We start from the raw sequence: 24,795 nt of genomic DNA, 5'->3' as shown, positions 1-24,795 counted from the left end.
GGTTAAATTAGTTAGAACGAGCTTGCATCAAGTCGATGAAGTGGTCGAATAAAGGTGCTGCATCGTGTGGACCTGGGCTTGCTTCAGGGTGACCTTGGAAGCTAAATGCAGGCTTATCAGTACGGTGAATACCTTGTAGCGTACCATCGAATAATGAAACGTGAGTTGCACGTAAATTCGCTGGTAATGTCGCTTCATCCGCTGCGAAACCATGGTTTTGCGCAGTGATCATAACCACATTGCGGTCAAGGTCTTTAACTGGGTGGTTACCACCGTGATGACCAAACTTCATTTTTACTGTTTTTGCACCAGAGGCAAGCGCAAGTAATTGATGACCTAAACAAATACCAAAAATTGGCGTATCTGTTTCTAGAAAGGTCTTAATTGCGTCAATTGCGTAGGTACATGGCTCAGGGTCACCAGGGCCGTTCGATAAGAAAATACCGTCTGGGTTAAGTGCGAGTACGTCTTCAGCAGATGTTTGTGCCGGCACAACGGTTAATTTACAACCGCGGTCAACTAACATGCGTAAGATATTACGTTTAACACCGAAGTCATAAGCAACAACGTGAAATTTCTCGTCTGCTGCTTCTAGCGTTTTAAAGCCTTCACCTAATGTCCAGCTTGATTCACGCCACTCAAAATTTTCCTTGGTTGAGACAACTTTTGCTAAATCCATGCCTTTTAAGCCTGGGAAGGCTTGCGCAGCTTCGAGCGCTTTATTCTCATCTAACTCGTCGCCTGCAATGATACAACCATTTTGAGCGCCTTTATCACGTAAGATACGTGTTAATTTACGAGTGTCGATGTCAGCAATACCTAGGATATTGCGTTCTTTTAAGTAATCACTTAACGATTGCTCGTTACGGAAATTACTTGCTAGCAGTGGCAAATCACGGATCACTAGGCCTTTAGCCCAGATTTGACCCGCTTCTTCGTCTTCGCTGTTAGTACCCGTATTACCGATATGTGGGTACGTCAAAGTTACGATTTGTTCCGCGTATGAAGGGTCAGTCAAAATTTCTTGATAACCAGTCATAGACGTATTGAATACTACTTCACCGACTGACATGCCGTCAGCGCCGATTGCAGTACCGCGAAACACTGTGCCGTCTTCTAGGACTAACAGAGCGGATTTAGTCAAGTTAACCTCCTAACAGTAAAAAACGGGAGTAAAGTCATTTGCTCTACTGCCCGTTTAAAGCGATTGGAAACACGCATTTATGAATTTTTGGCAAATTGGCGCTATTTTACAGTAATTTGCTTTTCAGATCTAATCATAATTAATAAAATAGCAAAAATAAGCGTTATTAACTTAATTTTCACTGAAACTGCCAAAAAAGAAACTAAACTACTTCAAGTCAAGCACATCTTGCATGTCATAAAGTCCAGCCGGCTTATTTTTCAACCAGCCCGCAGCTCTTACAGCACCTAAGGCAAAGGTCATTCTAGAACTTGCTTTATGAGTTAATTCTAGTCTTTCGCCAGAAGTTGCGAAATATGCGGTGTGTTCACCTACTATATCTCCGCCTCGCATAACCGAATAACCGATTTCATTTTGCGATTTTGCTTGTTCATCGTGGCTTCTATCGAAACGTGCAACGTCATCATGTTGCCAGCCTTTTGCCTCTGCAATAGCCTCACCAATAGCCAAAGCAGTGCCCGAGGGCGCATCAATTTTATGACGATGGTGCGCTTCAAAAATCTCTATGTCCATGTCATCGCCAAATTTCACAGCTGCAGTCTGCACTAAGTTAAGCAGTAAATTAACGCCTACGCTATAGTTACGAGCAAAAACAATCGGGATATGCTTTGCTGCATCGTTTAACGCTTCAAGGTCGTCGTGGGTTAAGCCTGTCGTGCCGATCACCATGGCTATATTTTTTTCTACCGCTGTTTTGAGGTGATTACGCATCCCCGCGGGTAAAGTAAAATCAATAAGTACGTCAGTCTCTTTTACATCAGTTTCTTTGCTAAATTGCACATCCGCATCAGCGGCACTGTTTAATTGATTAACAGCTAAATTAATAAGCGGTGAATTTTCACGGACATACGCCCCCGTTAACACAGAGTGCTCATTTTTTGTAACAGCCTCTAATAGTGCAAGACCCATGCGGCCATTAGCACCAAATACACCTATACGGTTCATACTTTTACCTTATCTATTCTTATTAGCTGGCTAGATTTTATCGAAAACTCATGTAATAGTCAGGTTAGCTTATAAAAAATACAGCGCTAATTTTTTGGATTTATAAAATAACAACAATAATAACAGATAGCCTTTGCATTTAGCCATCTATACATTTAAACTTCTTCCTTTGCGCCGATTTGGTCTTTGGCTTGCGGGCGCTGTTGTTGTTTTTACTTTCATAAAACAACAACTAAATACAGCTAAAAGAAGTTTTTGGCTGTGTTTTTGGTTATCTAACGAGGAATATGATGCAGCCATCATTTAATAAAACAAAAGCAAAACTTTCTTTGCTGCCGCTTTTGGTGTTTGTCGGCTTATTTTTAGGCGCAGGCTTATACTTACAATCTCAAGGTGTTGATTACGCCTTTTATCAACTACCGGCACCGGTCGCTATTTTACCTGCCATTATGTTGGCCTTTATTTTAAATAGAAACACGATTAACCACAGTGTTGAAACGTTTATAAAAGGTGCAGGTCATAGCAATATCATTACTATGTGCTTGATTTACCTTCTTGCAGGTGCGTTTTCTGCCGTCGCAGGCGCAACGGGGGGTGTTGATGCCGTCGTGAATGCCGGTTTATCTCTTATTCCCCCAGCTTTATTACTTCCGGGCTTATTTTTAATCGCTGCCGTGGTTTCAACTGCCATGGGCACATCAATGGGCACCATCGGCGCGATTGGCCCTATTGCCTACGCCGTAGCGCAAAAAACGGGTATCGATCCGGCATTGATGGCCGGTACAATTGTATCGGGTGCAATGTTTGGCGATAACCTATCAATCATTTCTGACACAACTATTGCGGCTACCCGTACACAAGGTTGTGAAATGAAAGATAAATTTCGCGAGAATCTAAAGATTGCTCTGCCTGCTGCTGCACTCACCATTGCATTATTGTTCTTTTTAACACCGGCAGCTGAAGCGGTTGAAACACAGGATTACGATATTTTACTCGTGCTTCCGTATGCCTTTATTTTAGTGCTAGCGGTGATGGGATTTAATGTATTTGTGGTGCTGTTTAGCGGGATTATTTTCGCAGCACTAATGGGCTTTACAGGCAGTTATGAAGGCGCAAGCTTTGTAAAAGATATCTACAAAGGCTTTACCGATATGCAGGAAATTTTCTTGTTATCTATGTTTATTGGCGGCCTGTCAGAATTTATTCGTATAAACGGTGGCCTTGATTACATTGCTAACAAAATTCAGGCAATCACGAAAATTATTGCTAAATGGCATCGTAAAGTTGCTGATCAATTAGGTATTGCAGCACTCGTAATGACGAGTAACGTATGTATTGCTAATAATACGGTGTCTATTATTGTTGCAGGCCCTATTGCGAAAAAACTGGCCGATGACGGTGAAATCACTGGCAAGCGCTCAGCCAGTTTATTAGATATTTTTGCCTGTGTAACACAAGGCTCTTTGCCCTACGGCGCACAAGCCTTATTGTTAGGTGCAACGTTTAAAATCAGCCCTTGGCAAGTATCTACATCGTCATATTATTGTTTTATTCTCGCGTTTACTGCGATTGCGGTAATATGCTTACGCCGTAATAAAGCCTAAGTTAAATATTTTTGAGCAGATACGTCATTTTAAGGACGTATCTGCTATAATCCTCACTTTGTATCCCCCTTTATATACTAATTCGCTTAATCAAGTGAATTGTTATGACTACATCAATATTGAGATATGAACTTGAAAAAGATCCTTTCTATTGCTGCGCTATGTGCAGCGAGTACTTCGAGCTATGCGGCTAATTGGAGCTCAACGCAATTACACATCAATAACGGTGAGCACAAAAATCCGTTTTCTTTGGCTAAATCAAACACAACGGTTGTGTCATTACAGCATGCATCTGGTTATGACTATGGCGATAACTTCTTTTTTATTGACTACAGTGATGATGATTTACAAGATGGATATCAAGATAAAGACTTTTATGGTGAATGGTATTCAACCTTTAGCCTGTCAAAAATCTCAGGCAACGATTTTTCATATGGTGCGATTGCTGACGTAGGTTTAACTGCGGGCTTTAACGCTGCTGGAGACTCAAAGGTTCTAAAATATTTACCCGGTGTAAAACTAAGCTGGCAAGCACCAGGTTTTAGCTTTTTATCAACGTTGTTTACAGCCTACATTGATGACAGTGAAGGTGTTGCTCGTGGTGGTGCTCCTACTGAAACAAACAGCTGGATGATTGATGTAGCATGGGGCTACCCATTCACTATTGGCTCACAAAAATTTAATGTGACAGGCCATGTTGAGTACATTGCAGAGCGTGAAAACGAATTCGGTCAAGACGTTAAAGCATGGATTTTAGCACAGCCTATTATTACATGGGATTTAGGTCATGCAATCAGCATGAAAGAGAATACCCTGTTACTTGGCCTTGAGTGGCAATACTGGCATAACAAACTAGGCACAGATACCACTGAATCAGTCCCACAACTTCATGTTGAGTGGACGTTCTAAACGTTATCAATAAAACTGCGAAATAGTTATTTATTTCGCAGTTTTAGAATTTATAGCAATACTTTTCTTAAAAGTACTCATAAGCAACTTAAAGAGAAGAACTCATCTACATTTTCGACCTTTAACTCTGGGAAATGACTAATTAGTGCTTTATAAGCATCTTGCTCAGATATTTTACGTTTAAATATAGCTCGCCGATGCTGAGGCTTAATTTTTACCCCACTCACCTTAAAATAGTTTATGAAAGCCGCATTATCTTTCTGTTCATAAGCATTAATATCACCAAAGTGTAATGTCATAGAAGAATAGTTTTTTATAAAAAAATAAAATGGATCCAGCTCAGTCTCTAAATCAAACTCAGCCCCTACCATACTATTAAGATCAGAAAATGCTTTATATGCACCTTTACTGGCAAACTCATTTAAAAGGGCTTTAGCGTCCTTTGGTTCGTCGAAAGAAAGCGTTTCAAGCCACATTGTGAAACCTTTCAAACTAGCCAATCCCGAAAAACTTGCAATATGCTTGCTTGACGGCTTTAAGCCAACATTACTCAATCTCATCATAATTTCTTGCTCATTGAGTGATGTTGCTTGTAAATAATCGCGAGCAAGAATGATTCCTAAAATAGATTTAACTTCTGGTAACATCGTGTCTGGTACATCTAACGTTGTTAAATCAAGTTTTTCTAGTGAAGTATTCTGATTCGCTATTGTTTGAGTGATCTGTTTTCTCATTTCAGTAAACTGACTTTTAATGAGGGGAAAATCATCTGGGTGCTGTTGATTTTTACAAAAATAAAATTCAGGTGACGATTTAATTGATTCAATAAAAGGCGTTGATTCGAATGTATCAAGCTGCAAATAATTGAGTTGACGTCCTTCAAGCCACTCCCTTGTTAAATTACATTTATCTAAACTACGTTTTTCGTCATCAGTTAATTCATTCTTATCAATATTCAATACAAAAATAGGTTCTGGCTTTTCTAAATCCTCTACTGGGATTAAGTTAACAACGATACCTTCATGATTTAACTTTTCTACTGCATTTTTGACCTCGACATTACTAAACAAAGGATGATTAATTTCCTGATAGTAAATACCTTTTCCACTCAAGCCCAACAAATCAAAGAGTTGCTGATAACTTTCAGAGTCTTCAATCTCATAACCTTCATTACCGATTATCATAAGGAGTTGAGTTGCTGCTTCGTTAGTAAAGTTAGCCGTTGAAAACTCAAGTCCAGGATAGCGCTGTAAAAGCATTATGGCAGTAGGAATGCGTTTCTTAGCAACTAAAAAACCTAAAATGGAATTTAAAGGGGAAATAGATTCACTATTAAGTATTTCGTATGGGAAATTTGAAAAAACCCGTTCAATTTCATTGAAAGTTTCGACCGATGAAATATTAGTCGATGTAATCTTCCGATTAAGCTCCTCAAGTGGTAAGTCTGCCCAAAGTCTGTCTAATGAATCCTTATAATCCAAAACTTCCGTCGCCGATGAATTTGGTCCATTAACAAAATTATATTGACTAAGAAACCGTTCATTATTCGGCAATGATTTTATAACTGGTATCAATTCAGAAACGGATTCATGCAACATAGCCCTTTCATACCAATCTTGCGCTTGTGACCAACTGCTAACAAACCAAATTGCATCCGCAACCTGCTTTGCTGAATAACCATTTTTGAAAGCGTGCAGTGCTTTAAGTTCTATCTCATCTGAAAAATCATAGTGTAAATTGCTTTGCTTAAGATTTAAATCTCTGCACAGTTGTTCGTCTGGAACTTCATTTGGAAAAGGGCGTTTTTTGTAGGTTTTTTTTTCTGAAGTCGCTTCGGTATTTTTATCTAATGAGCTAATGTCATTTGTTGTATTGACGGTTTCTTTTGATTCGTTCGTGTGTGAAGTTTCAGTATTGGTTACATAAAATATTAACGTTGTTACAACGGTAGCTAAAACAATTACTGATAAAGCTTTTTTTTTCATCCCTAAATGCTCTGTACTTATTTTGAAAACATAAGACTAACCATATATTGATTAGGCTTATGTTTAAAGTATAAAGCTAAGAAAATAGTCCTAATTTACAGTTTACACTGTGGGTTTCTGCCCTGCGCTTTTGCCGCTTGTTGTGCTTTTAAAGCCGTTGGCATGTGTTTTTGTAGCTCTTTAATTCGATTACCCGGTGCTGGGTGAGTCGACATGAATTCGGGTGTGCCGCTGCTGCCAGCTGCACTCATGTTTTGCCATAATGACACTGACTGCTCTGGGTTAAAGCCGGCCTTTGCCATTAAGTCTAAACCTACAATATCAGCTTCAGATTCATGTGAGCGGCTAAAAGGTAACACCACACCAAATTGTGCGCCGAGTCCAAGTGCTTGCATAATTTCACCGCGATATTGCACATTACCCATATCAAGCGCAGCACCACCGACTTGTAAACCTGTTTGAATCAAGGAGTTTTGCGATACACGTTCATTCGAGTGCTCAGCAATAACGTGTGCAACTTCATGGCCTAACACGGTCGCTAGTTGATCCCTGTTAACCGCTACTTTTAATAATCCGGTATGTACGCCAATGTAGCCGCCTGGTAATGCAAACGCATTCGCAGAATCTTCTTCGAACACCACCACTTCCCATGCTTGTTGAGCATATTCACGCGGCAAAACAGAAATCACATCGTCTGCGATGCATTTTACATACGCATTAACTTTTGGGTCGGAGTTAATCGGCTGTGTTTTCTTCATTTCAGCAAAGCTTGCTTGGCCCATTTGACTCATTTGTTGATCTGAGTAGAGCGCGATCTGTGTACGTCCCGTTGGAGACGTTTTACACCCTGCTAAAACAGCGGTGGCTAACACGACCATCATTAACTTTTTCATGTGAATCCTTACAAATACTATTAGTGCAATTGTTGCTAATATAGCAAAGCATTCATTAATTTTATATGAAAATACATTTCCCACCGTGCAAATGTGATTTTTCAGTTAAATCTTTTAGTTAGCAGGCAAACTAAGTTCACCAACGAACCACTCGCTGCTACAATAGGGGTCTATTGATTGATAAATGAGTTTCCAATGCCTTCCCCCGACACATTAAATAAACGCATTTTATTGCCGTTACTGGCAAGTATTGTCGCCATTACTCCGCTGGCAATTGATTTGTATCTACCTGCGATGTTGGTCATTGCCAATGACTTACAAACAACCATGCCAAATGTACAAATTTCATTGAGTATCTATTTAGCTGGCTATGCACTGGGTATGCTATTTTTTGGCCCTATTGCCGATGAGCTTGGTAGACGATTACTGGCTAAAGTAGGCTTAGCGCTGTTTGGTTTAAGTTCGTTAGCACTGGCATTTTGCCATAACATAGAGCTTTTTTGGTCACTTAGGGCAGTACAGGCTTTCACTGGTGCCGCGGCAACCGTGGTTGTACCGGGTATTATTCGTCATATTTACCGTGAGAATACGGCAAAGGGGATGTCGTATGTATCGATGATCATGATGGTAGCGCCCCTTATCGCCCCCACGCTTGGCTCTTTAATTATGGGCATTTCGACATGGCAGGTTATATTTTTAGTGTTAGCTGCGTATAGCTTTGCGATTTTAGCACTTGTGCAACTTTACTTAATTGATATCCCTATTTTCAAAAGTCAGCAACGTGGTTTAGCGTTATTTTTTAACAGCTATAAAACCGTCTTTTCACGTCAAAGTGCGCGTGCCGACATCGCTAGCTCTATGTTTGCCTCGTTCGCATTTTTCTGCTTTTTAACGTCTGTGCCTTACGTTTATTTGGACTTTTTTAAAGTAGATGAACAACTCTTCGGTATTTTATTTGCCTTTAACGTACTTGCCTTGATGTTCGGTAACTTTATGAATACCCGACTTGTACCACGCTTAGGATCGCGCAAATTACTGTTTATAGGCTTAGGTATTGGCTTTGCATCGGGCTCAGCATTACTGCTGTTTAGTTTAATGCATTTGTCGCTGTATTTTATCGTCGCAAGCATAGCGCCTTTAATGATGAGTTTGGGGATTGTGGCAAGTAATGCCGACTCATTGATTTTAATGCAATTCGAGGAAAAATCAGGGACTGCAACGGCGGTAATTGGTACGTTACGTTTTGGCAGTGGCGCACTCGTAGGACCTATCCTCGCGTTTATTCACCCACAAAGTGCGGTGCCATTTTCAGCCATGATGTTCAGTGCGCTTATCCTTATACTACTTGTGCAGCTTTGGCATCGAAAATTAGACAAAAAAAATGCCTGTCTATGACAGGCATTTTTCTCTAAAAAGCGTTTATTCAGCTTCTTTCGATACCATTACCATAGCAGGACGCAGTAAACGACCGTTTAACGTGTACCCTTTTTGCATAACTGCAAGTACCGTATTAGGTGCTACATCATTGCTTGGTTGAATTGACATTGCTTGATGGAATTCTGGATTAAACTGCTCACCTTGTGGGTTAACAATTTCTACACCAAACTTAGACACGGCATCGTTGAAGCTTTTTACCGTCATCTCGATACCTTCAAGTACAGGCTTAAGCTGCTCATTTTCTTTGTCAGAAAACTCAATCGCACGCTCTAAATTGTCAATCACGGGTAATAATTCGTTAGCAAACTTCTCAAGTGCAAACTTGTGAGCTTTTTCAACATCTTGTGCGGCACGGCGACGCATGTTTTCAACATCTGCTGCGGCACGTACAACACTGTCTTTTTGATCATTTATAGTTTGCTTTGCAGCTTCTAGTTCACTATAAAGTAGTGCAATTTCAGCTTCAGGGCTTAGTTCTTCGCCTTCAACTTGCTCTGCTGCTTCAACGGCTGCGTCAACATCCGCTTGCATTTGTTCAAATTCTTCGTTTAGTTCAACTTCTTGCTCTGGTGATTTTGTCTGCTCAGACATAGCTTAAATGCTCCAATTCTTTACAACTGCGGTAATTATGGGGATTGAATAAAAAGATTCAAGAGGTTGATGACCCGATTAACTCAAATTCTTGGATGATTGCTTCAATTTGTGCTGATTTTGGACAAATAACACAAAAACGACTCTGATATTCGAGGTTATTAAAGTAAGGAAGGCTGAACACCATTAACTCATCACAATCGGTAAATGGAAGTTGTTCTGTGTTTAATACCGACAAACCGTTTCTAAATGCGAGCTTATCTTCAACAAAATTTAAAAAAGAGACGCCTATATTTAAGCTCGTTTGACAGTCTACTTGCTTATATAAATAGTTTTCACCTACCACAATACTGTTATCAGATCCCAGTTTCTGGCTCAATTGGCGAGTCCATTGGGTCAACGAGTCATGGCAGTTGCGCGGTGCAGTATTCGCCATTGCCTGCATACGGTAAAGACCTTCCATCAGAGTTTGTTGACTGAACACCGTATTAAGCCACGTTGCAAACTGATAGCGAACCGAATCACTGGCGTCCTCAGGTTTACTAATACAAATATTGTGACTTTGCCCTGCTCTATCAATCAGTAAAATAAGCCAATCACTGCCATCAAAGTCAAGCACTTCAACCCTAAAAACCAATTGCGAACTCACTTGCGGTAAACCAACACAACAACATACTTTATAACGTTGGCTCAAGCCGTGAGCCAGCTCAACAAGTTGTGCTTGTTGAGGTTGCCAATACGTAGCAATTTCGGGCAAAGAGAAAAATTCGGTTAACCAATAGTCAAACCCAGCATTTGTTGGCACGCGGCCTGCCGAGGTGTGTGGCGAATAAAGCAACCCTTCTTTTTCAAGCCTTGCCATTGCATTTCGCACTGTGGCAGAGCACACAGCCATGCCCTTTTGCTTTGCTATACGCGTTGAAGCCACTGGTTGGCCCTCGCCATTACAATATAGGCTCATTACGGCTGAAAAAATTTGTTGATCGCGGGGGTTTAATTTCATAATTCTTACATCTTGACTCTTGCCCTAAGATATTTGGGCACTGCAAGTTTATTTCAAGTTATTTTCAAAGCATTAATTTTTAATGTAATCTATCCCTATGAAATAGTTAAGTGCACGTACCATGGACTCACCGTTTAAAACCATAGGTTTAATTGGTAAACCTAACCACAGCGCCGCGGCTACAACGCTACAGCGATTACACACCTTTTTACGAGCGTTAGGTTTTGAGGTGCTCGTTGAGCAACGAACGGGCCGGCAATTAGAAGATGTGCCTGCGAACAACCTCGTTAAACTCGTTGAGTTAGGCGAGCGTGCTGATTTAGCCATCGTTGTCGGTGGCGATGGCAACATGTTAGGTGCTGCACGTGTTTTAGCGCGTTTTGACGTTGCAGTGATTGGCGTAAACCGTGGTAACCTCGGATTTTTAACCGACTTAAACCCAGAAGGTTTTGAAGCAAGTTTAGAGCAGGTTCTAAGTGGTCAATTCATTGAAGAAAAACGCTTCCTGCTAGAAGTAGAAGTATACCGACATGCTGAACTTAAAAGCGCAAATTCAGCGGTTAATGAAGCGGTACTCCATGCCGATAAAGTCGCTCACATGATTGAGTTCGAAGCCTTCATAAATAATGATTTTGTATTTTCACAACGCTCTGATGGTTTAATCGTATCTACACCGACGGGGTCAACGGCCTATTCTCTCTCTGGTGGCGGGCCTATTTTGACACCAGAACTGAATGCTATTTCGTTAGTACCCATGTTTCCTCATACTCTTTCGAGTCGCCCTTTAGTCGTTGATGCCGATAACGAGGTACGCCTTAAACTCAGCTTAGAAAATACCGACAGCTTACAAGTGAGCTGTGACAGCCACGTTGTTTTGGCTGTTTTACCTGGCGATGAAGTGGTTATCAAAAAAGCTGACAAACGGTTACGCTTAATTCATCCAAAAGAATATTCTTATTACAATGTACTGCGAAAAAAACTGAACTGGGGTAGCCGCTTATTTTAAACAGCAATTTTCTTCTTAAATAATTGCCAAGTGAAATCTATTAGCGCAAAATAATTCACTTTACCGTAGTACACATTTAAGGAACCTAAGCAAAAATGAGCTATATAGTTTTTCTTGCTCTTTTATTGTTGATCACTCTACTAGGCTGCTATTGGATCATCGAAAGCAACCGTCGCAAAGCGATAGAAGCCGAAAAAAAACGCTTTAATCAACGTGTAAAAGAGATCAATAACGACTTCAAAATTAAATTAATCGAATTTAGTGAAGCAAAGCTCATTCGCCCTAAAAATGTTGCACGTTTGAACCAAATCACCAGTAATTACTTTGTCGTTCAAGCTCACAACGAAGAAAATCTAACGCATTTAGAGTTTATTAGTGAGTTGTTTATCAGCACCATAATCATGGAAGCAAACAAAGCACAAAGCCCGCATGAACATGACCAACTTGCCGATAGATTACAATACTTTATGGCACAACTTCCTTATAATGGCATTGAATACAATAAAGCGTTTTATCAAGAAGTATTACCCTCATTAATTGAAGTTATTAAATACGCGCCACCTATTAATCAACATGATGACCCTGCGCAAAGCCAGAGTCCATCAATGCCTGATGAATTAAATCACGAAAAACAGATATCAGAATTAACAAAAGCATAAAAATTTAATTTGCAAAACCCGAAAACACTGTATAAATTAACAGTTAATTAGCTGGATGGATAAACAGTATGTTAATCGGGTTAGAAATTAAAAACTTTGCCATTGTAAGTAACTTGAGTACTGAGTGGCACAATGGTATGACAGCCATTACAGGTGAAACAGGTGCAGGGAAATCAATTGCTATTGATGCCCTATCGTTGTGTTTAGGCGAACGCGCCGATGCGGGTGCTGTTCGTCCAGGAACTGAGCGTGCAGAAATCTGCGCGCAATTCGATATTACCCAATTACCCCTTGCTCAACAGTTTTTAGAACATCACTTACTGTCTAATGCAGAAGGTGAATGCTTACTGCGCCGTGTTATTTGTAAAAATGGCCGGAGTAAAAGCTATATTAATGGCAGCCCTGTCACTGCTGCGCAGCTTAAAGAGCTTGGGCAATACCTCATTTCTATTCATGGTCAACACGCGCATCAGCATTTATTAAAAGCCGAGCATCAGCTGCATTTACTGGATGCATATGCTGGCCATACAAACCTGCTTTCCAATGTTAAAGAACGCTTTAAAGCCTATCAGGCGCTAGTAAAAGAGTTTAACCACTTAGAACAACAACAAGCGCAACAAGCGGCTCAAAAACAGCTACTTGAATACCAAGTTGCTGAATTAGACGAGTTTGCCTTACAACCCGGTGAGTTTGAAGAAATAGAAGCTGAGCACCATAAGTTAAGCCACAGCCAAACTATTTTAGAGTCGTGCCAGCGTGAACTTCAGCACTTATACGAAAGTGATGAGCAAAGTGCATGCTCAATGCTGCAACACAGTGCACAGCAATTTGCTGAACTTGCTGGCTACGATGATAGCCTATCTAGCATTGCAGCGCTTTTAAGTGAAGCCGCTGTTCAGGTTGAAGAAGCAAGCCGTGAAATTCGCAGCTACGTAGATATAACAGATTTAGATCCTGCTCGCCTCGACGAAGTAGAAACTCGTTTAACTGGGGCAATGGATTTAGCACGCAAGCACCATATAAAACCGGAAGAGCTGGTAGAATTTCACCAATCAATTGCGAAAGAGCTTGCTTCAATTAGCTACAATAGTGACCGCTTAGCATCGTTAGAAACCGAGATAAATACAGCCCTTGATGAATATAAAGACGCTGCACAGGTTTTAAGTGATAGCCGCCAGCGTTATGCCGAAACACTCAACACATTGATCAGCGATAGCATGGCTAACTTATCAATGGAAAATGGCCAGTTTGCGATTGATATTCAACAAACGAGTGATAAAGCCCCCAGTGCAATGGGATTTGATACCGTGGCGTTTTTGGTATCGACCAACCCTGGGCAACCAATGCAAGCTTTATCGAAAGTTGCATCGGGTGGCGAGCTTTCGCGTATCAGTTTAGCGATACAAGTCATTATCGCCCAGCGCGTGACAACGCCAACACTCATATTCGACGAAGTCGATGTGGGTATTTCTGGCCCAACGGCCTCAGCGGTTGGCAAGTTATTGCGCCAGCTTGGCAAATCAACCCAAGTTATTTGTGTTACGCACTTGCCACAGGTTGCTAGCTCTGGGCATCAGCAATTTTTTGTTGCGAAAGAAATTGCAAATGGTGAAACCTACACACAAATGAATAAGCTCAGTAAAGATGGACGAATTGATGAAATTGCCCGTCTACTCGCTGGCGATAATATTAGCAAAATGGCCAGAGCAAATGCGAAAGAGCTGATTAGTGCGCATGCATAACCACTCTCGCACTTAATGACATTAACGTTTTAGTAAGTAATTAAGGCTATTGTGCATAGCCTTCGACCGGATTATACAATGAATAAACAACGTAAGTTTGGGTTAGCAAGCGGGTTATTATTGAGCTTAAGCTCACCTTTACTGCACGCCTCTGTGTCATATACACCTGTCGTGTCACAAAATTATATGTTCGCTCTACTACAATGCACTTTATTTGCGTTTCCTATCGTGGCGCTACTTTTGGTGCTATGGAGCCGATGGAAGCACCTAAGGTTTAAACAACGTTTACAAACATATTTATATGCTTCTGCAGCAATGATGCTCATACTGTTTGTAATAGTGAGCCAGCAATCAGAGACAATTTCTGTTTGGTCTGTTGTTGTAATGATTTGTCATTTTATCGTGGTAAGCCTTGCTTACTTTTTATTAAAACAACACAGCAATAAAGTAAAAAACACGTTATCAGGCTGCTGGTAGTCTGTTTTAACTTGTCGGGCTTTTTCTCTCATTTAAAAAAACCTACTGATTTTTAGCCATCGTTACAAAATAGCTTTAAACAGAGTCGGTTAATAAGAATAAGCAATTATAATATTGGTAACGTAGTTAAAGAAATTAGCGGGTAAGCGTAATGTTTACCCGCTGTTTATATTAGTCTTGAATGACTATCTGCCAGTCGATACGATAATTAGTCACGACGCTGGTATATCCTTTTACTTTGAAAATATAGTCTCCAGCTTCTGTAATCGATAACTGTGCTGTTTCGGGGTTATCAAGTGTCGCAGAGCTTGCGAGGTCTTCTCCCTGACTGTTTGCTATTGAAAAATCAAGGTCTGCAAACGGTTGCCAACTTAAGACCGCAGTCACGCCCACAACATTATCAGGTACTGAAACTAAATGCTCAATAATGCTATAGGCTGGGTCAACACCAAGCCCAGCAAGATCTAAACTTACTGATGGTCCCATTGTACCCTCAATACTTGGCATTAACTGTGTAGTAAATGACACACCGGGCTGGGTGACAATACCGTCAAATTCGAATCGATCTAATGCAACTTGTCCTGATATAGTGCGCACTTCAAGTGTATGTGCTGAGTCGTCTAATTGGTTAATTGCCACGGTAATGGCTTCGCCTTTTTCACCACTGACGCTCAACGATTCATACTCAACTCCATCCACTAATATACTGACCTCTCCTCGGTTAGTTGCCGCAAAGTGTATTTTCGCACGCTCACCTTTAAAGCCAACATAAGCAATATTTCCAGGCCCTTTTGCTTTTGCCAGTGTGCCGTTATAAGCACTGCTATCCGTTGTTTCTGACCACTTGCCGGCAAAGTAGACTTTATCAGCAGTGTTGTCTGCTTGCTGCCAAGCACCTTGACTCGAAAATTCAGTGTCTCCAGCTAAAAACTGGCGCATATTACCTTCAGTTTGTAATGCAAGCTCAACTGCTTTTTTCACATTAATATGACCCGCCCCTACTTCGTGCGGTAAGTACTGTCGCCCAGTTTCATCAAACATGTCATCGGCACTGGCTTTTAGAATTTCGTCAATTTGATCAGGCGATAAATGCGGGTTTGCTTCAAGCAGCACAGTCGCAGCACCTGCAACAAAAGGGGTTGCCATCGACGTGCCACTCATCGTTGCATAGTAAACATAATAATCAGGGTTATCTAAATCGATGACCGGTCCTAAAGCGGGCAAAGGGGTATTGAGTGCTCGCGTCGAATATATGCTTGAGCCAGGTGCTGTAATGTCGGGTGTTTTAATCGCATCACCTGGCACACCTCGGCTAGAAAAATCAGCCAGCATTCTACTCGGCGTGCCTGCTGCGACGTCAATAACCCAAGGAGCGACGGCATACACATTGAGGGTATCATCACCGTCGCCATCGTTACCCGCAGCAAAAGTGACAATCATGCCGCGTTTGTATGCCTCAAACGATGCTTTGTTTACAGGGTTATTAGGGTCGAAGTTACTTCCTGCTCCCCCTCCCCAACTATTCGTAATAACATCAATATCGTATTTGTGCTGGTTAGCTAATGCATAATCAAAGCCTTTTAAAGAATGTAAAATTGAAATGGCTTCACCAGCAGAAATACCGACAATCTTTGCATCTGGGGCAATGCCATCATGCAAATTAGCACGTGTAGGATCATTCGCAGAAGCAGCGCCACTGCCCGCAACAGTGCCAGCAACATGGGTGCCATGTCCTGATGATGTATCGGTGTTTGGTAACCCTTCGATATCGGCGGTCAAACCGTATAAATCAAGATCGTTTATTAGTTTTACATTTTGAATGGTTTTATCACCGTAAGCTAAATCGGGATGTGTCGCATCGACTCCTGAATCGAGTACAGCCACAACGCCACCTTTGCCTGTAAATAAATAGTTATCATGTACAAAATGACCGCCAGTGATCTCACCCGAGTTATAGTTGTAATAGCGCAGTGGCGCATCATAATAAATACTTTCAATGGCAGGGTTATTTTGTAACTGTGTGACGAGTGAAGGAGTCAGCGTAGCGCCAACCATGGGTAATTCTTTTAAGGCTAAGTACGGCACACCGAGTGACTGCATTACATTATAAACCTGCTGTTTATCTTTAAAGCTTATAATGACTTTGATACTTGGTTCAGTAAGGCTTTGAGTTAGGCTTGTTGTTGATAATTTTTCTGCTAATTCTGGGCCTAGTAAGGCTTGTGCTTGGGTGGCAAAGCTGCCAACCATGCCAAGACCGATGAGTATACTAGAAAGTTTAGTTCGCATTGGTTTATCTCCTGGATTAGTTTGTTACTTTTTTGTAACTACAGAACATATACTCGCAGCGAGTGACACTCACCGATATAGGGGAAAACCCTCATAAGGCTTTAGGAATAGCCCCTGCGTACGCAATCAATATTTTACAGGCACAAAAAAAGCAAGCCCGCAGGCTTGCTTTAGTATCTATACAAAATTATGAATGGGGAGTATTGCAGATAGCTATTACACCTCTAGGTAATCCATAATTCCTTCTGCCGCATTGCGACCTTCAAAAATAGCCGTTACCACCAAATCTGAGCCGCGAACAATATCGCCACCAGCGAAGATTTTAGGGTTCGTTGTCTGATGGGTAAATTCACCTTGTTCAGGTGCATTAATACCACCCCAATGGTTAATTTCAACGCCATATGGTTCAAGCCAATCCATTTTGTGCGGTTTAAAACCAAATGCCATTAACACTTTAGTGGCTTCTATCACATGCTCTGAACCAGCCACTTCTTCAGCACGACGGCGACCATTTTCATCTGGTTCACCCAGTTGCGTTTTGACCATTCTTACGCCTGCAACTTTACCTTGCTCGTCAACTACAATGCCTTTAGGTTGCACGTTAAAAGTAAACTCAACCCCTTCTTCGCGGGCATTTTTAACTTCACGTTTAGAGCCTGGCATGTTTTCTTCATCACGGCGATAAGCACATGTTACTTTGCTTGCACCTTGACGAATTGACGTTCTTACGCAGTCCATTGCGGTGTCACCCCCGCCCAATACAACCACTTTTTCGTTGGCCATATCAATATAAGCTTGCTTGTCTTCAGCGTAGCCCATAACACGATTTGTGTTACCAATTAAGAACGGTAAAGCATCATGTACGCCATCGGCATCTTCATTTTCAAATCCTGCGCGCATACTTTGATAGGTCCCTACGCCTAAAAAGACTGCGTCATATTCAGCAAGAATTTCATCCAAGGTAATATCAACACCGACTTCCGTGTTTAGTTTAAACTCAACCCCCATTTCAGTGAAAATTTCACGACGCTTCTGCATCACTTCTTTTTCAAGCTTAAATGAAGGAATACCAAAAGTAAGTAACCCCCCTATCTCAGGGTGACGGTCAAATACCACCGGTTTAACACCATTACGCACTAGAATATCAGCACAACCTAACCCGGCTGGACCTGCACCAATAATCGCCACTTTTTTATCAGACCAAACCACATAAGACATATCTGGTTTCCAGCCAATTTTAAAAGCAGTGTCTGTAATATATTTTTCAATATTACCAATTGTTACAGCACCAAACTCTTCGTCAAGTGTACATGAGCCTTCGCATAAGCGGTCTTGTGGACACACTCGACCGCACACCTCAGGTAAACTATTTGTACGATGTGACAGCTCAGCCGCTTCTAATATACGGCCTGTACGAATTAGCTTTAACCATTGCGGTATATAGTTATGTACTGGGCATTTCCATTCACAATACGGGTTACCACAGTCTAAGCAACGGTCCGCTTGTGAATTTACTTGCGTCTCAGAAAACGGCTCGTAAATTTCCACGAATGATTGCTTACGTGCCGAAATCGGTTTTTTACGCGGATCAACACGTTGTACATCGATAAACTGGTATACATTTTCGCTCATACTACCCCCTTACTGAGCCTGAACACGAAGCTCTGCACTACTGCGTGCTCGGTGTCCGAGTAAACTTTTTACATCACTTGATTTTGGCTTCACCAATTTAAACATCGGAATGTATAAATCAAAGTTCGCTAAAATCTGCTCAGCGCGGTTAGACCCCGTTAGCTCTAAATGCTCTGCAATAAGACCACGAAGATGCTCTTGATGAGACGCTAAATCTTCCAGCGTAACAATTTCAACAAGCTCAGGGTTAATGCGTTTTTCAAAGTCATTGCTTTCATCAAGAATATAAGCAAAACCGCCCGTCATCCCCGCACCAAAGTTAATACCAACTTTGCCAAGGACACACACAACACCGCCTGTCATGTATTCACAGCCGTTATCGCCCACACCTTCTACAACCGCTTGCACACCTGAGTTACGAACAGCAAAACGCTCACCCGCACACCCTGCTGCAAACAATTTGCCGCCAGTAGCACCGTACAAGCACGTATTACCTGCAATGGTTGCTTTGTGGCTTTCAAATGATGATCCCATCGGTGGGCGAATGACAAGTTTGCCTCCTGCCATGCCTTTACCAACATAATCGTTAGCGTCACCCACTAACGTCATTTCTAGGCCTCCAGCATTCCATACACCAAACGACTGACCTGCAGTGCCGTGTAACTCAATAGATACAGGATCGGCAGCCATACCTTGGTTACCGTGCTTAGATGCAATGTATCCTGATAGCATCGCCCCCACAGAGCGGTCTGTATTACACACGCGGCTCACTAATGAAATACCCGATTTTTCATCAATTGCTTGCTTGGCTTTATCAAGCAAGGTTTCATTAAGCTGACCTAAATAGTGCGAGCTGTTTGGCGCACTGCAAAACAAGGTTTCACCGGTTGGGTTGTTCGGCACAGCCACAACTGACGATAAATCAATTTTCTTTTGCTTCGGCGTTTTGCCTTCAATCGCCTCAAGTAAATCTAAGCGACCAATTAAATCGGTTAAATGGGTTACCCCTAAGCTTGCCATGATTAGACGCGCTTCTTGTGCAATAAACTTAAAGTAGTTCATCGCCATTTCTGGTAAGCCATGGTAGTGCTTCTGACGAAGTGTATCGTCCTGCGTTGCTACACCGGTCGCACAGTTATTTAAATGACATATACGCAAGTATTTACAACCCAGTGCCACCATAGGACCCGTACCAAAGCCAAAGCTTTCAGCACCTAAAATAGCGGCTTTAATAATATCGAGACCGGTTTTCAAACCACCATCCGTTTGTAATCGAATACGGTGGCGTAAGCCATTTTCAACCAAAGCTTGTTGTGTCTCAGCTAGGCCTAACTCCCAAGGACTGCCTGCATATTTAACAGAAGTAAGCGGGCTTGCACCTGTACCACCGTCATAACCCGCAATCGTAATGAGGTCTGCATAGGCTTTTGCTACACCCGTTGCAATCGTACCGACACCGGGTTCAGACACTAATTTCACCGAAATTAGTGCTTCAGGATTCACTTGTTTCAAATCAAAAATTAGCTGGGCTAAATCTTCAATAGAGTAAATGTCATGATGCGGTGGCGGTGAAATCAACGTTACACCCGGTACTGAGTAACGCAGTTTAGCGATATAAGGCGTTACTTTTTCACCCGGTAACTGACCTCCTTCACCGGGCTTTGCACCTTGTGCTACTTTAATTTGAATCACATCAGCACTGCGTAAATAATGCGGTGTTACACCAAATCGGCCTGAGGCAACCTGCTTAATACGTGAATTTTTCTCGGTGCCATAGCGAAGTTTATCTTCACCCCCTTCACCTGAGTTAGAACACCCACCTAAGCGGTTCATGGCAATAGCCAATGCTTCATGTGCTTCAGGTGATAGTGCACCAATACTCATTGCTGCCGAGTCAAAACGCTTATAAAGCTCTGTTGCTGGTTCAACATCATCGATACTGATTCCGGCATCAGGAATTTTAAGCGCCAACATGTCACGTAAATTTGTGATTGGGCGGTTATTAACTAAATCAGCGTAAGCAACGTAATCACTGTACTCACCCGAGCGCACTGCTTTTTGCAGAGTTTGGATCACATCAGGGTTGTAAGCATGATATTCACCACCGTGAACATACTTTAATAAACCACCATGGCTTAATAACTTGCGCTTACTAAATGCGAGCTTATGAAGCTTACGTTGATCATCATCAAAGTCAGTAAAACACGCACCTTTAATACGGCTTGCTACACCATTGAAACAGGTTTCAATAACCGCTTCTGACAAACCAACCGCTTCAAACAGCATCGAGCAACGATATGAGGCAACTGTACTGATCCCCATTTTCGACATGATTTTGTAAAGGCCTTTGTTGATCGCATTACGATACGCCAACGTGACTTCACAATAGCTCTTGTTGATAATCTTTTTATCGCTCATTGCAACCAGCGATTCATAGGCCAAATAAGGGTAAATCGCCGTCGCACCAAAGCCTAATAACACAGCAAATTGATGAGCATCTCGCACGCTACCTGATTCAATAATGATGTTTGATTCACAACGTAAGTTATTATCAACTAATCGTTTTTGAATTGAGCCTACCGCCATTGCAGCAGGAATGGGTAGGTGCGTTTCACTAAAGTTACGGTCACTCAAGACTAACATCACACACCCTGATGCGGCTTTTTCTTGCGCTTCGTCACAAATACGTGTGATCGCTTTTTCAAGGCCTTCTTCGGCTGTGTAAGTAATATCAATTTTGCAGTAGCTGTAATGCGCTTGGTCAGCACTTAACAGCTGTTTCATGTCTGCGTACATCAAAATCGGTGTTTCAAATTGCAGACGTTTCGCATGACCCGTGGTTTCATTGAACACGTTTTGCTCACTACCAATACACGTGGCAAGTGACATAACATGATTCTCACGCAGAGGATCAATCGGTGGATTGGTTACTTGTGCAAACTTTTGACGGAAGTAATCAAATAATGAACGGTGCCCTTCAGACAGCACGGCAAATGGGGTGTCATCACCCATTGAGCCCGTTGCTTCTTGACCGTTTTCGCCCATGACACGAACAACACTGTCGAGTTCTTCGTTAGTAAAGCCAAACATTTTTTGATATTTCAGCAGTGTTTCGTCATCAAACGAGCGATTACCTGCATCTTTTTCAGCCAGTTTTTCGAACGGAGTCAAACGCTTAACGTTAGCTTCAAGCCACGCTTTATACGGGTGACGTGATTTAAGATCTTGGTCAATTTCGTCAGAGTGCCAAATTTTACCTTGGTGAGTATCAATTACTAATAATTCACCCGGACCAACTCGTCCTTTTTCAACCACTTCGTCTGGCGCGTAATCCCAAATACCCACCTCAGAAGCAAGCGTAATAAATCCATCTTGCGTAATGACATAACGCGCTGGACGAAGGCCATTTCGGTCAAGGTTACAGGCCGCAAAACGACCATCAGACATAACAATACCAGCAGGGCCATCCCATGGTTCCATATGCATAGAGTTAAAGTCGTAGAAAGCACGTAAATCGTCATCCATGGCTCGGTTTTTCTGCCATGCAGGCGGAACAAGCATACGCATCGCACGGAATAAATCCATACCACCCGCTAAGAACAATTCAAGCATGTTATCTAAGCTTGATGAATCAGAGCCACTTTCGTTGACAAATGGGGCTGCTGATTGCAAATCAGGGATCAGTGGAGATGCAAATTTATAAGCACGGGCACGTGCCCACTGGCGGTTACCTTGAATGGTATTAATTTCGCCGTTGTGCGCTAAATAGCGGAACGGCTGCGCCAATGGCCAACGAGGTTGCGTATTGGTAGAAAAACGCTGATGAAATACACAAATCGCACTCGTCATGCGCATGTCAGCTAAATCGAGGTAAAAGTTCGGTAAATCCACAGGCATCATCAAGCCTTTGTAAACCGTTACCAAGCCAGACAAGCTCGCAATATAGAAATGCTCATCATTTTCTAGGCGCTTTTCTGCACGGCGACGCGCAACATACAAACGACGCTCTAAATCTTTTGGACGCCAGCCCTCAGGTGCGCTGACAAAAATTTGTTCAAAGCCAGGTAGTTGTTTTTTTGCAATTGGCCCTAAACAAGATGCGTCTGTCGGAACGACTCGCCATCCTTGAATATTTAAGGTTTCTTTTTCGAGCTCTTCACTCAAAACATCTTTAGCAGTCTGTGCAAGCACGGGATCGGCATTTAAAAACACCATGCCGACTGCGTAGTTCTTCCCTAAATGCCAATCGTGTTCACTGGCAATTGCACGAAAGAAACTATCGGGTTTTTGCATTAATAAACCACAGCCATCACCTGTTTTACCATCAGCAGAAATACCACCACGGTGTTCCATGCGATCTAGGCCTGTGATTGCGGTTCGAATCAAGCGATGACTCGCCTGACCATTGACCTGGGCGATTAAGCCAAAGCCACAATTATCTTTTTCTAATTTTGAGTCGTATAACATAGACCCCTCCCCTTGCTACAACGACTAGCGGTTCAGTCTTTTGTGACAGTGCTAGCAGACGAACAAAACTATCGCCAAATAAACCATGAGTCAATAGAGTTTTGAATACATATTCATATTTATGAATATTTCTCACTTGAGGACGCACTTTAAAGTCTATGCTATTTTTTTACATTTAGACGCTATTTAACCATTATTTTTTTATGACACTGGTGTCAATTTTAACAGTTTGTAAAAAACCATCCTAAAAACGGATAGTTTACGTTAACGTAAACTGAAAACTCATTTTGCATAAATATTCAAATCATGCATAGTAATGCAGTTATTTTGCGCTCTCTCAGCTGTTAGCTGCTTAAATATTTACCAATACATTAAGCTTAGTTACAAATAGCACTTTTTAGCAGCCGACCTTAGTCTTACTTACCTTTAGGTGTTTACCTCTGCGTCAACCAATGCACTTTAAATAGTGTCCGCTGCGGACACTTTTTCTGTCCGCGGACAGAATAAAAACCTCAAATAAAAATAAAAACATTAAAAATCAGAAAGTTAAATATTGGCACACTATTGGTATAGATAGGACATTATCGAATTAGAGGATCGAAACATGTTCACTATGAGTTTGTTTATGACATCACCACTTACCATGATTGCCATTGGCTTCATGATTATATTTTTTGAGAATCGTAAGGAAGTATGATGATTAAAGATACCAGTGCCCAAGATATAACCGTGGCTAAAAAAAGAAACATTAAAAAACCACTGTTGTTCACTGTGAGTGTTCTTATTGTGAGTGCCCTTGGCTTTCAAGCACTCTTTGCGAGCAACGATGGGAGTGTGTCTGTTGATAAAGCCAGCTTACAAATAAGTGAAGTGACTCAGCAAACCTTAATTAGAGATGTGGCAGCAAGCGGGAAAATTGTCGCGGCTAATGCACCTAAAGTTTACAGCCCCGAGCGCGGCTTTGTCGATCTTAACGTAAAGGCTGGCGACAGTGTTGAAGCAAACGAAATTATTGCTGTGGTTAAAAGCCCAGAGCTTACCAATGAATTAAAACAACAACAATCTGTGTTGGCGCGTTTAGATGGCGAATTACAACGAAAGCAACTTGAAGCACGTAGACAAAAATTAAGCTTAACAAAAGCACTTGATTTGGCACAGGTAGAGCTAAATGCCGCTGATAGAGAAAACCGCCGCGCGCAATTATCTATCGAGAAGCACCTTATAAGTCAGATCGATTTAGAAAAAGCCGTTGACGATTTAGCTCGCGCGAAACTCTCCTTCAAGCATGCAGAACAAGAAGTCAGCCTTGCTAAAGACACACTGGCATTCGAGCTAAAAGCTGCAGAGCGAGACCTTGCTCGTCAACAACTCATTGTGGATGACTTATTACGCCAAGTTAATGAGTTAACAATTAAAGCCAGCGTCAGTGGCATTGTCGGTAATTTACTCGTGCAACCTAAAGAAGCGGTTACACAAAGCCAACCATTAATGACACTGGTTGACTTAAGTAATTTTGAAGCACAGTTGCAAGTACCTGAAAGCTATGCCAATGAGCTAGGCCTTGGCATGCAAGTAGAATTAACTCTCGGTGCCCGCCAAGTCATGGGGACATTATCAGCAATCTCGCCGGAGGTGAATAACCGTGAAGTCACAACACGTGTTCGCTTCGATAAAGAAATTACCGGCATCCGCCAAAATCAACGTTTAACCGCACGCATTCTTTTGGAGAACCGCGACAATGTTTTACAAGTTAAACGTGGTGCGTTTTTACAACAAGGCGGTACCCGCGCCTATAAAGTAGACGGCGACATGGCCTATTTAATCGATATAAAAACAGGTGCTAGCAGTATCAATGCCGTTGAACTGTTAGAAGGGGTAAAACCAGGCGACAAGCTAATCATCTCTAACTACGACCGTTATAAACAAGCACCGACTCTCGTATTACGCTAACA

17 protein-coding genes are annotated in these 24,795 nt (G+C 41.8%); 8 read left to right on the top strand and 9 right to left on the bottom strand.

Translation table 11 applies throughout. From position 1 onward, the window contains the following. Positions 1-7: 7 nt before the first annotated feature. Positions 8-1,144: a glutamine-hydrolyzing carbamoyl-phosphate synthase small subunit gene (gene carA, locus BM378_RS12355; protein ID WP_036967672.1), complete on the bottom strand. Its 1,137-nt coding sequence runs from the start codon at positions 1,142-1,144 to the stop codon at positions 8-10. 207 nt (positions 1,145-1,351) lie between these two features. Then, a complete protein-coding gene (gene dapB / locus BM378_RS12350) occupies positions 1,352-2,149 on the bottom strand; it encodes a 4-hydroxy-tetrahydrodipicolinate reductase (RefSeq protein WP_036967669.1) in 798 nt (265 codons plus the stop codon). A 290-nt stretch (positions 2,150-2,439) separates the two neighbouring features. Between dapB and BM378_RS12345 the strand changes: the two genes are divergently transcribed. Together BM378_RS12345 and BM378_RS12340 are read left to right on the top strand one after the other, a co-directional pair. Further along, positions 2,440-3,753, top strand: coding sequence for a Na+/H+ antiporter NhaC family protein (locus BM378_RS12345; RefSeq protein WP_036967666.1), 1,314 nt, complete (start codon positions 2,440-2,442; stop codon positions 3,751-3,753). A 126-nt stretch (positions 3,754-3,879) separates the two neighbouring features. After that, entirely contained in the window at positions 3,880-4,662 is a 783-nt protein-coding gene (locus tag BM378_RS12340; protein WP_065978699.1) for a nucleoside-binding protein, read from the top strand. A 77-nt stretch (positions 4,663-4,739) separates the two neighbouring features. Here BM378_RS12340 and BM378_RS12335 read toward each other — a convergent pair whose 3' ends face one another. Together BM378_RS12335 and BM378_RS12330 are read right to left on the bottom strand one after the other, a co-directional pair. Beyond that, the gene (locus tag BM378_RS12335; protein WP_074989294.1) at positions 4,740-6,647 is read right to left on the bottom strand and encodes a hypothetical protein; all 1,908 of its coding nucleotides are present in this window, start codon (positions 6,645-6,647) and stop codon (positions 4,740-4,742) included. Positions 6,648-6,742: 95 nt separating this feature from the next. Beyond that, entirely contained in the window at positions 6,743-7,540 is a 798-nt protein-coding gene (locus BM378_RS12330; protein WP_065978701.1) for a M48 family metallopeptidase, read from the bottom strand. Between the two features lie 195 nt (positions 7,541-7,735). On the opposite strand from BM378_RS12330, the gene BM378_RS12325 reads away from it, so the two are divergent. Then, positions 7,736-8,935 carry a multidrug effflux MFS transporter gene (locus tag BM378_RS12325; RefSeq protein WP_036967656.1) on the top strand — a complete coding sequence of 400 codons (1,200 nt, stop codon included), beginning with the start codon at positions 7,736-7,738 and terminating at the stop codon, positions 8,933-8,935. A 24-nt stretch (positions 8,936-8,959) separates the two neighbouring features. On the opposite strand, the gene grpE is transcribed toward BM378_RS12325, so the two are convergent. Together grpE and BM378_RS12315 are read right to left on the bottom strand one after the other, a co-directional pair. Then, on the bottom strand, positions 8,960-9,568 hold the full coding sequence (grpE, locus tag BM378_RS12320; protein WP_036967654.1) for a nucleotide exchange factor GrpE: 609 nt from the start codon (positions 9,566-9,568) through the stop codon (positions 8,960-8,962). A gap of 58 nt (positions 9,569-9,626) precedes the next feature. Then, entirely contained in the window at positions 9,627-10,571 is a 945-nt protein-coding gene (locus tag BM378_RS12315; RefSeq protein WP_074989292.1) for an HrcA family transcriptional regulator, read from the bottom strand. 121 nt (positions 10,572-10,692) lie between these two features. On the opposite strand from BM378_RS12315, the gene nadK reads away from it, so the two are divergent. The 4 genes from nadK (at position 10,693) to BM378_RS12295 (ending at position 14,455) form a co-directional block, all read left to right on the top strand. Beyond that, positions 10,693-11,577, top strand: coding sequence for an NAD(+) kinase (gene nadK / locus BM378_RS12310; protein ID WP_036967648.1), 885 nt, complete (start codon positions 10,693-10,695; stop codon positions 11,575-11,577). A gap of 95 nt (positions 11,578-11,672) precedes the next feature. Beyond that, entirely contained in the window at positions 11,673-12,236 is a 564-nt protein-coding gene (locus BM378_RS12305; RefSeq protein WP_074989291.1) for a hypothetical protein, read from the top strand. Between the two features lie 68 nt (positions 12,237-12,304). Next, a complete protein-coding gene (recN, locus tag BM378_RS12300; protein WP_036967644.1) occupies positions 12,305-13,978 on the top strand; it encodes a DNA repair protein RecN in 1,674 nt (557 codons plus the stop codon). Between the two features lie 78 nt (positions 13,979-14,056). Continuing rightward, positions 14,057-14,455 carry a hypothetical protein gene (locus BM378_RS12295; RefSeq protein WP_036967641.1) on the top strand — a complete coding sequence of 133 codons (399 nt, stop codon included), beginning with the start codon at positions 14,057-14,059 and terminating at the stop codon, positions 14,453-14,455. A gap of 171 nt (positions 14,456-14,626) precedes the next feature. On the opposite strand, the gene BM378_RS12290 is transcribed toward BM378_RS12295, so the two are convergent. The 3 genes from BM378_RS12290 to gltB all read right to left on the bottom strand — a co-directional run bounded on the left by BM378_RS12290 (position 14,627) and on the right by gltB (position 22,843). Next, complete coding sequence (locus BM378_RS12290; RefSeq protein WP_074989290.1) at positions 14,627-16,744, bottom strand: S8 family serine peptidase; 2,118 nt, start codon at positions 16,742-16,744, stop codon at positions 14,627-14,629. A gap of 216 nt (positions 16,745-16,960) precedes the next feature. Next, entirely contained in the window at positions 16,961-18,376 is a 1,416-nt protein-coding gene (locus tag BM378_RS12285) for an FAD-dependent oxidoreductase (protein WP_074989288.1), read from the bottom strand. Positions 18,377-18,385: 9 nt separating this feature from the next. Beyond that, a complete protein-coding gene (gene gltB / locus BM378_RS12280; RefSeq protein ID WP_074989287.1) occupies positions 18,386-22,843 on the bottom strand; it encodes a glutamate synthase large subunit in 4,458 nt (1,485 codons plus the stop codon). 696 nt (positions 22,844-23,539) lie between these two features. Between gltB and BM378_RS12275 the strand changes: the two genes are divergently transcribed. Further along, a complete protein-coding gene (locus BM378_RS12275) occupies positions 23,540-24,793 on the top strand; it encodes an efflux RND transporter periplasmic adaptor subunit (RefSeq protein ID WP_074989286.1) in 1,254 nt (417 codons plus the stop codon). Positions 24,794-24,795 lie beyond the last annotated feature (2 nt).

Source organism: Pseudoalteromonas lipolytica, assembly GCF_900116435.1.
Classification (GTDB): Bacteria; Pseudomonadota; Gammaproteobacteria; order Enterobacterales; family Alteromonadaceae; genus Pseudoalteromonas; species Pseudoalteromonas lipolytica.
The sequence above is the reverse complement of the archived record's forward strand: the minus strand, read 5'-3'. Positions and strand labels throughout refer to the sequence as shown.

Bases quoted from the DNA above. Each gene is read 5' to 3' on its own strand.
- BM378_RS12340 (WP_065978699.1), top strand. From the start codon at position 3,880: ATGAACTTGAAAAAGATCCTTTCTATTGCTGCGCTATGTGCAGCGAGT.
- BM378_RS12275 (WP_074989286.1), top strand. From the start codon at position 23,540: ATGATTAAAGATACCAGTGCCCAAGATATAACCGTGGCTAAAAAAAGA.
- dapB (WP_036967669.1), bottom strand. From the start codon at position 2,149: ATGAACCGTATAGGTGTATTTGGTGCTAATGGCCGCATGGGTCTTGCA.
- BM378_RS12330 (WP_065978701.1), bottom strand. From the start codon at position 7,540: ATGAAAAAGTTAATGATGGTCGTGTTAGCCACCGCTGTTTTAGCAGGG.
- BM378_RS12295 (WP_036967641.1), top strand. From the start codon at position 14,057: ATGAATAAACAACGTAAGTTTGGGTTAGCAAGCGGGTTATTATTGAGC.
- BM378_RS12285 (WP_074989288.1), bottom strand. From the start codon at position 18,376: ATGAGCGAAAATGTATACCAGTTTATCGATGTACAACGTGTTGATCCG.
- gltB (WP_074989287.1), bottom strand. From the start codon at position 22,843: ATGTTATACGACTCAAAATTAGAAAAAGATAATTGTGGCTTTGGCTTA.
- BM378_RS12345 (WP_036967666.1), top strand. From the start codon at position 2,440: ATGCAGCCATCATTTAATAAAACAAAAGCAAAACTTTCTTTGCTGCCG.
- recN (WP_036967644.1), top strand. From the start codon at position 12,305: ATGTTAATCGGGTTAGAAATTAAAAACTTTGCCATTGTAAGTAACTTG.
- BM378_RS12290 (WP_074989290.1), bottom strand. From the start codon at position 16,744: ATGCGAACTAAACTTTCTAGTATACTCATCGGTCTTGGCATGGTTGGC.
- BM378_RS12325 (WP_036967656.1), top strand. From the start codon at position 7,736: ATGCCTTCCCCCGACACATTAAATAAACGCATTTTATTGCCGTTACTG.
- BM378_RS12315 (WP_074989292.1), bottom strand. From the start codon at position 10,571: ATGAAATTAAACCCCCGCGATCAACAAATTTTTTCAGCCGTAATGAGC.
- nadK (WP_036967648.1), top strand. From the start codon at position 10,693: ATGGACTCACCGTTTAAAACCATAGGTTTAATTGGTAAACCTAACCAC.
- grpE (WP_036967654.1), bottom strand. From the start codon at position 9,568: ATGTCTGAGCAGACAAAATCACCAGAGCAAGAAGTTGAACTAAACGAA.
- BM378_RS12335 (WP_074989294.1), bottom strand. From the start codon at position 6,647: ATGAAAAAAAAAGCTTTATCAGTAATTGTTTTAGCTACCGTTGTAACA.
- BM378_RS12305 (WP_074989291.1), top strand. From the start codon at position 11,673: ATGAGCTATATAGTTTTTCTTGCTCTTTTATTGTTGATCACTCTACTA.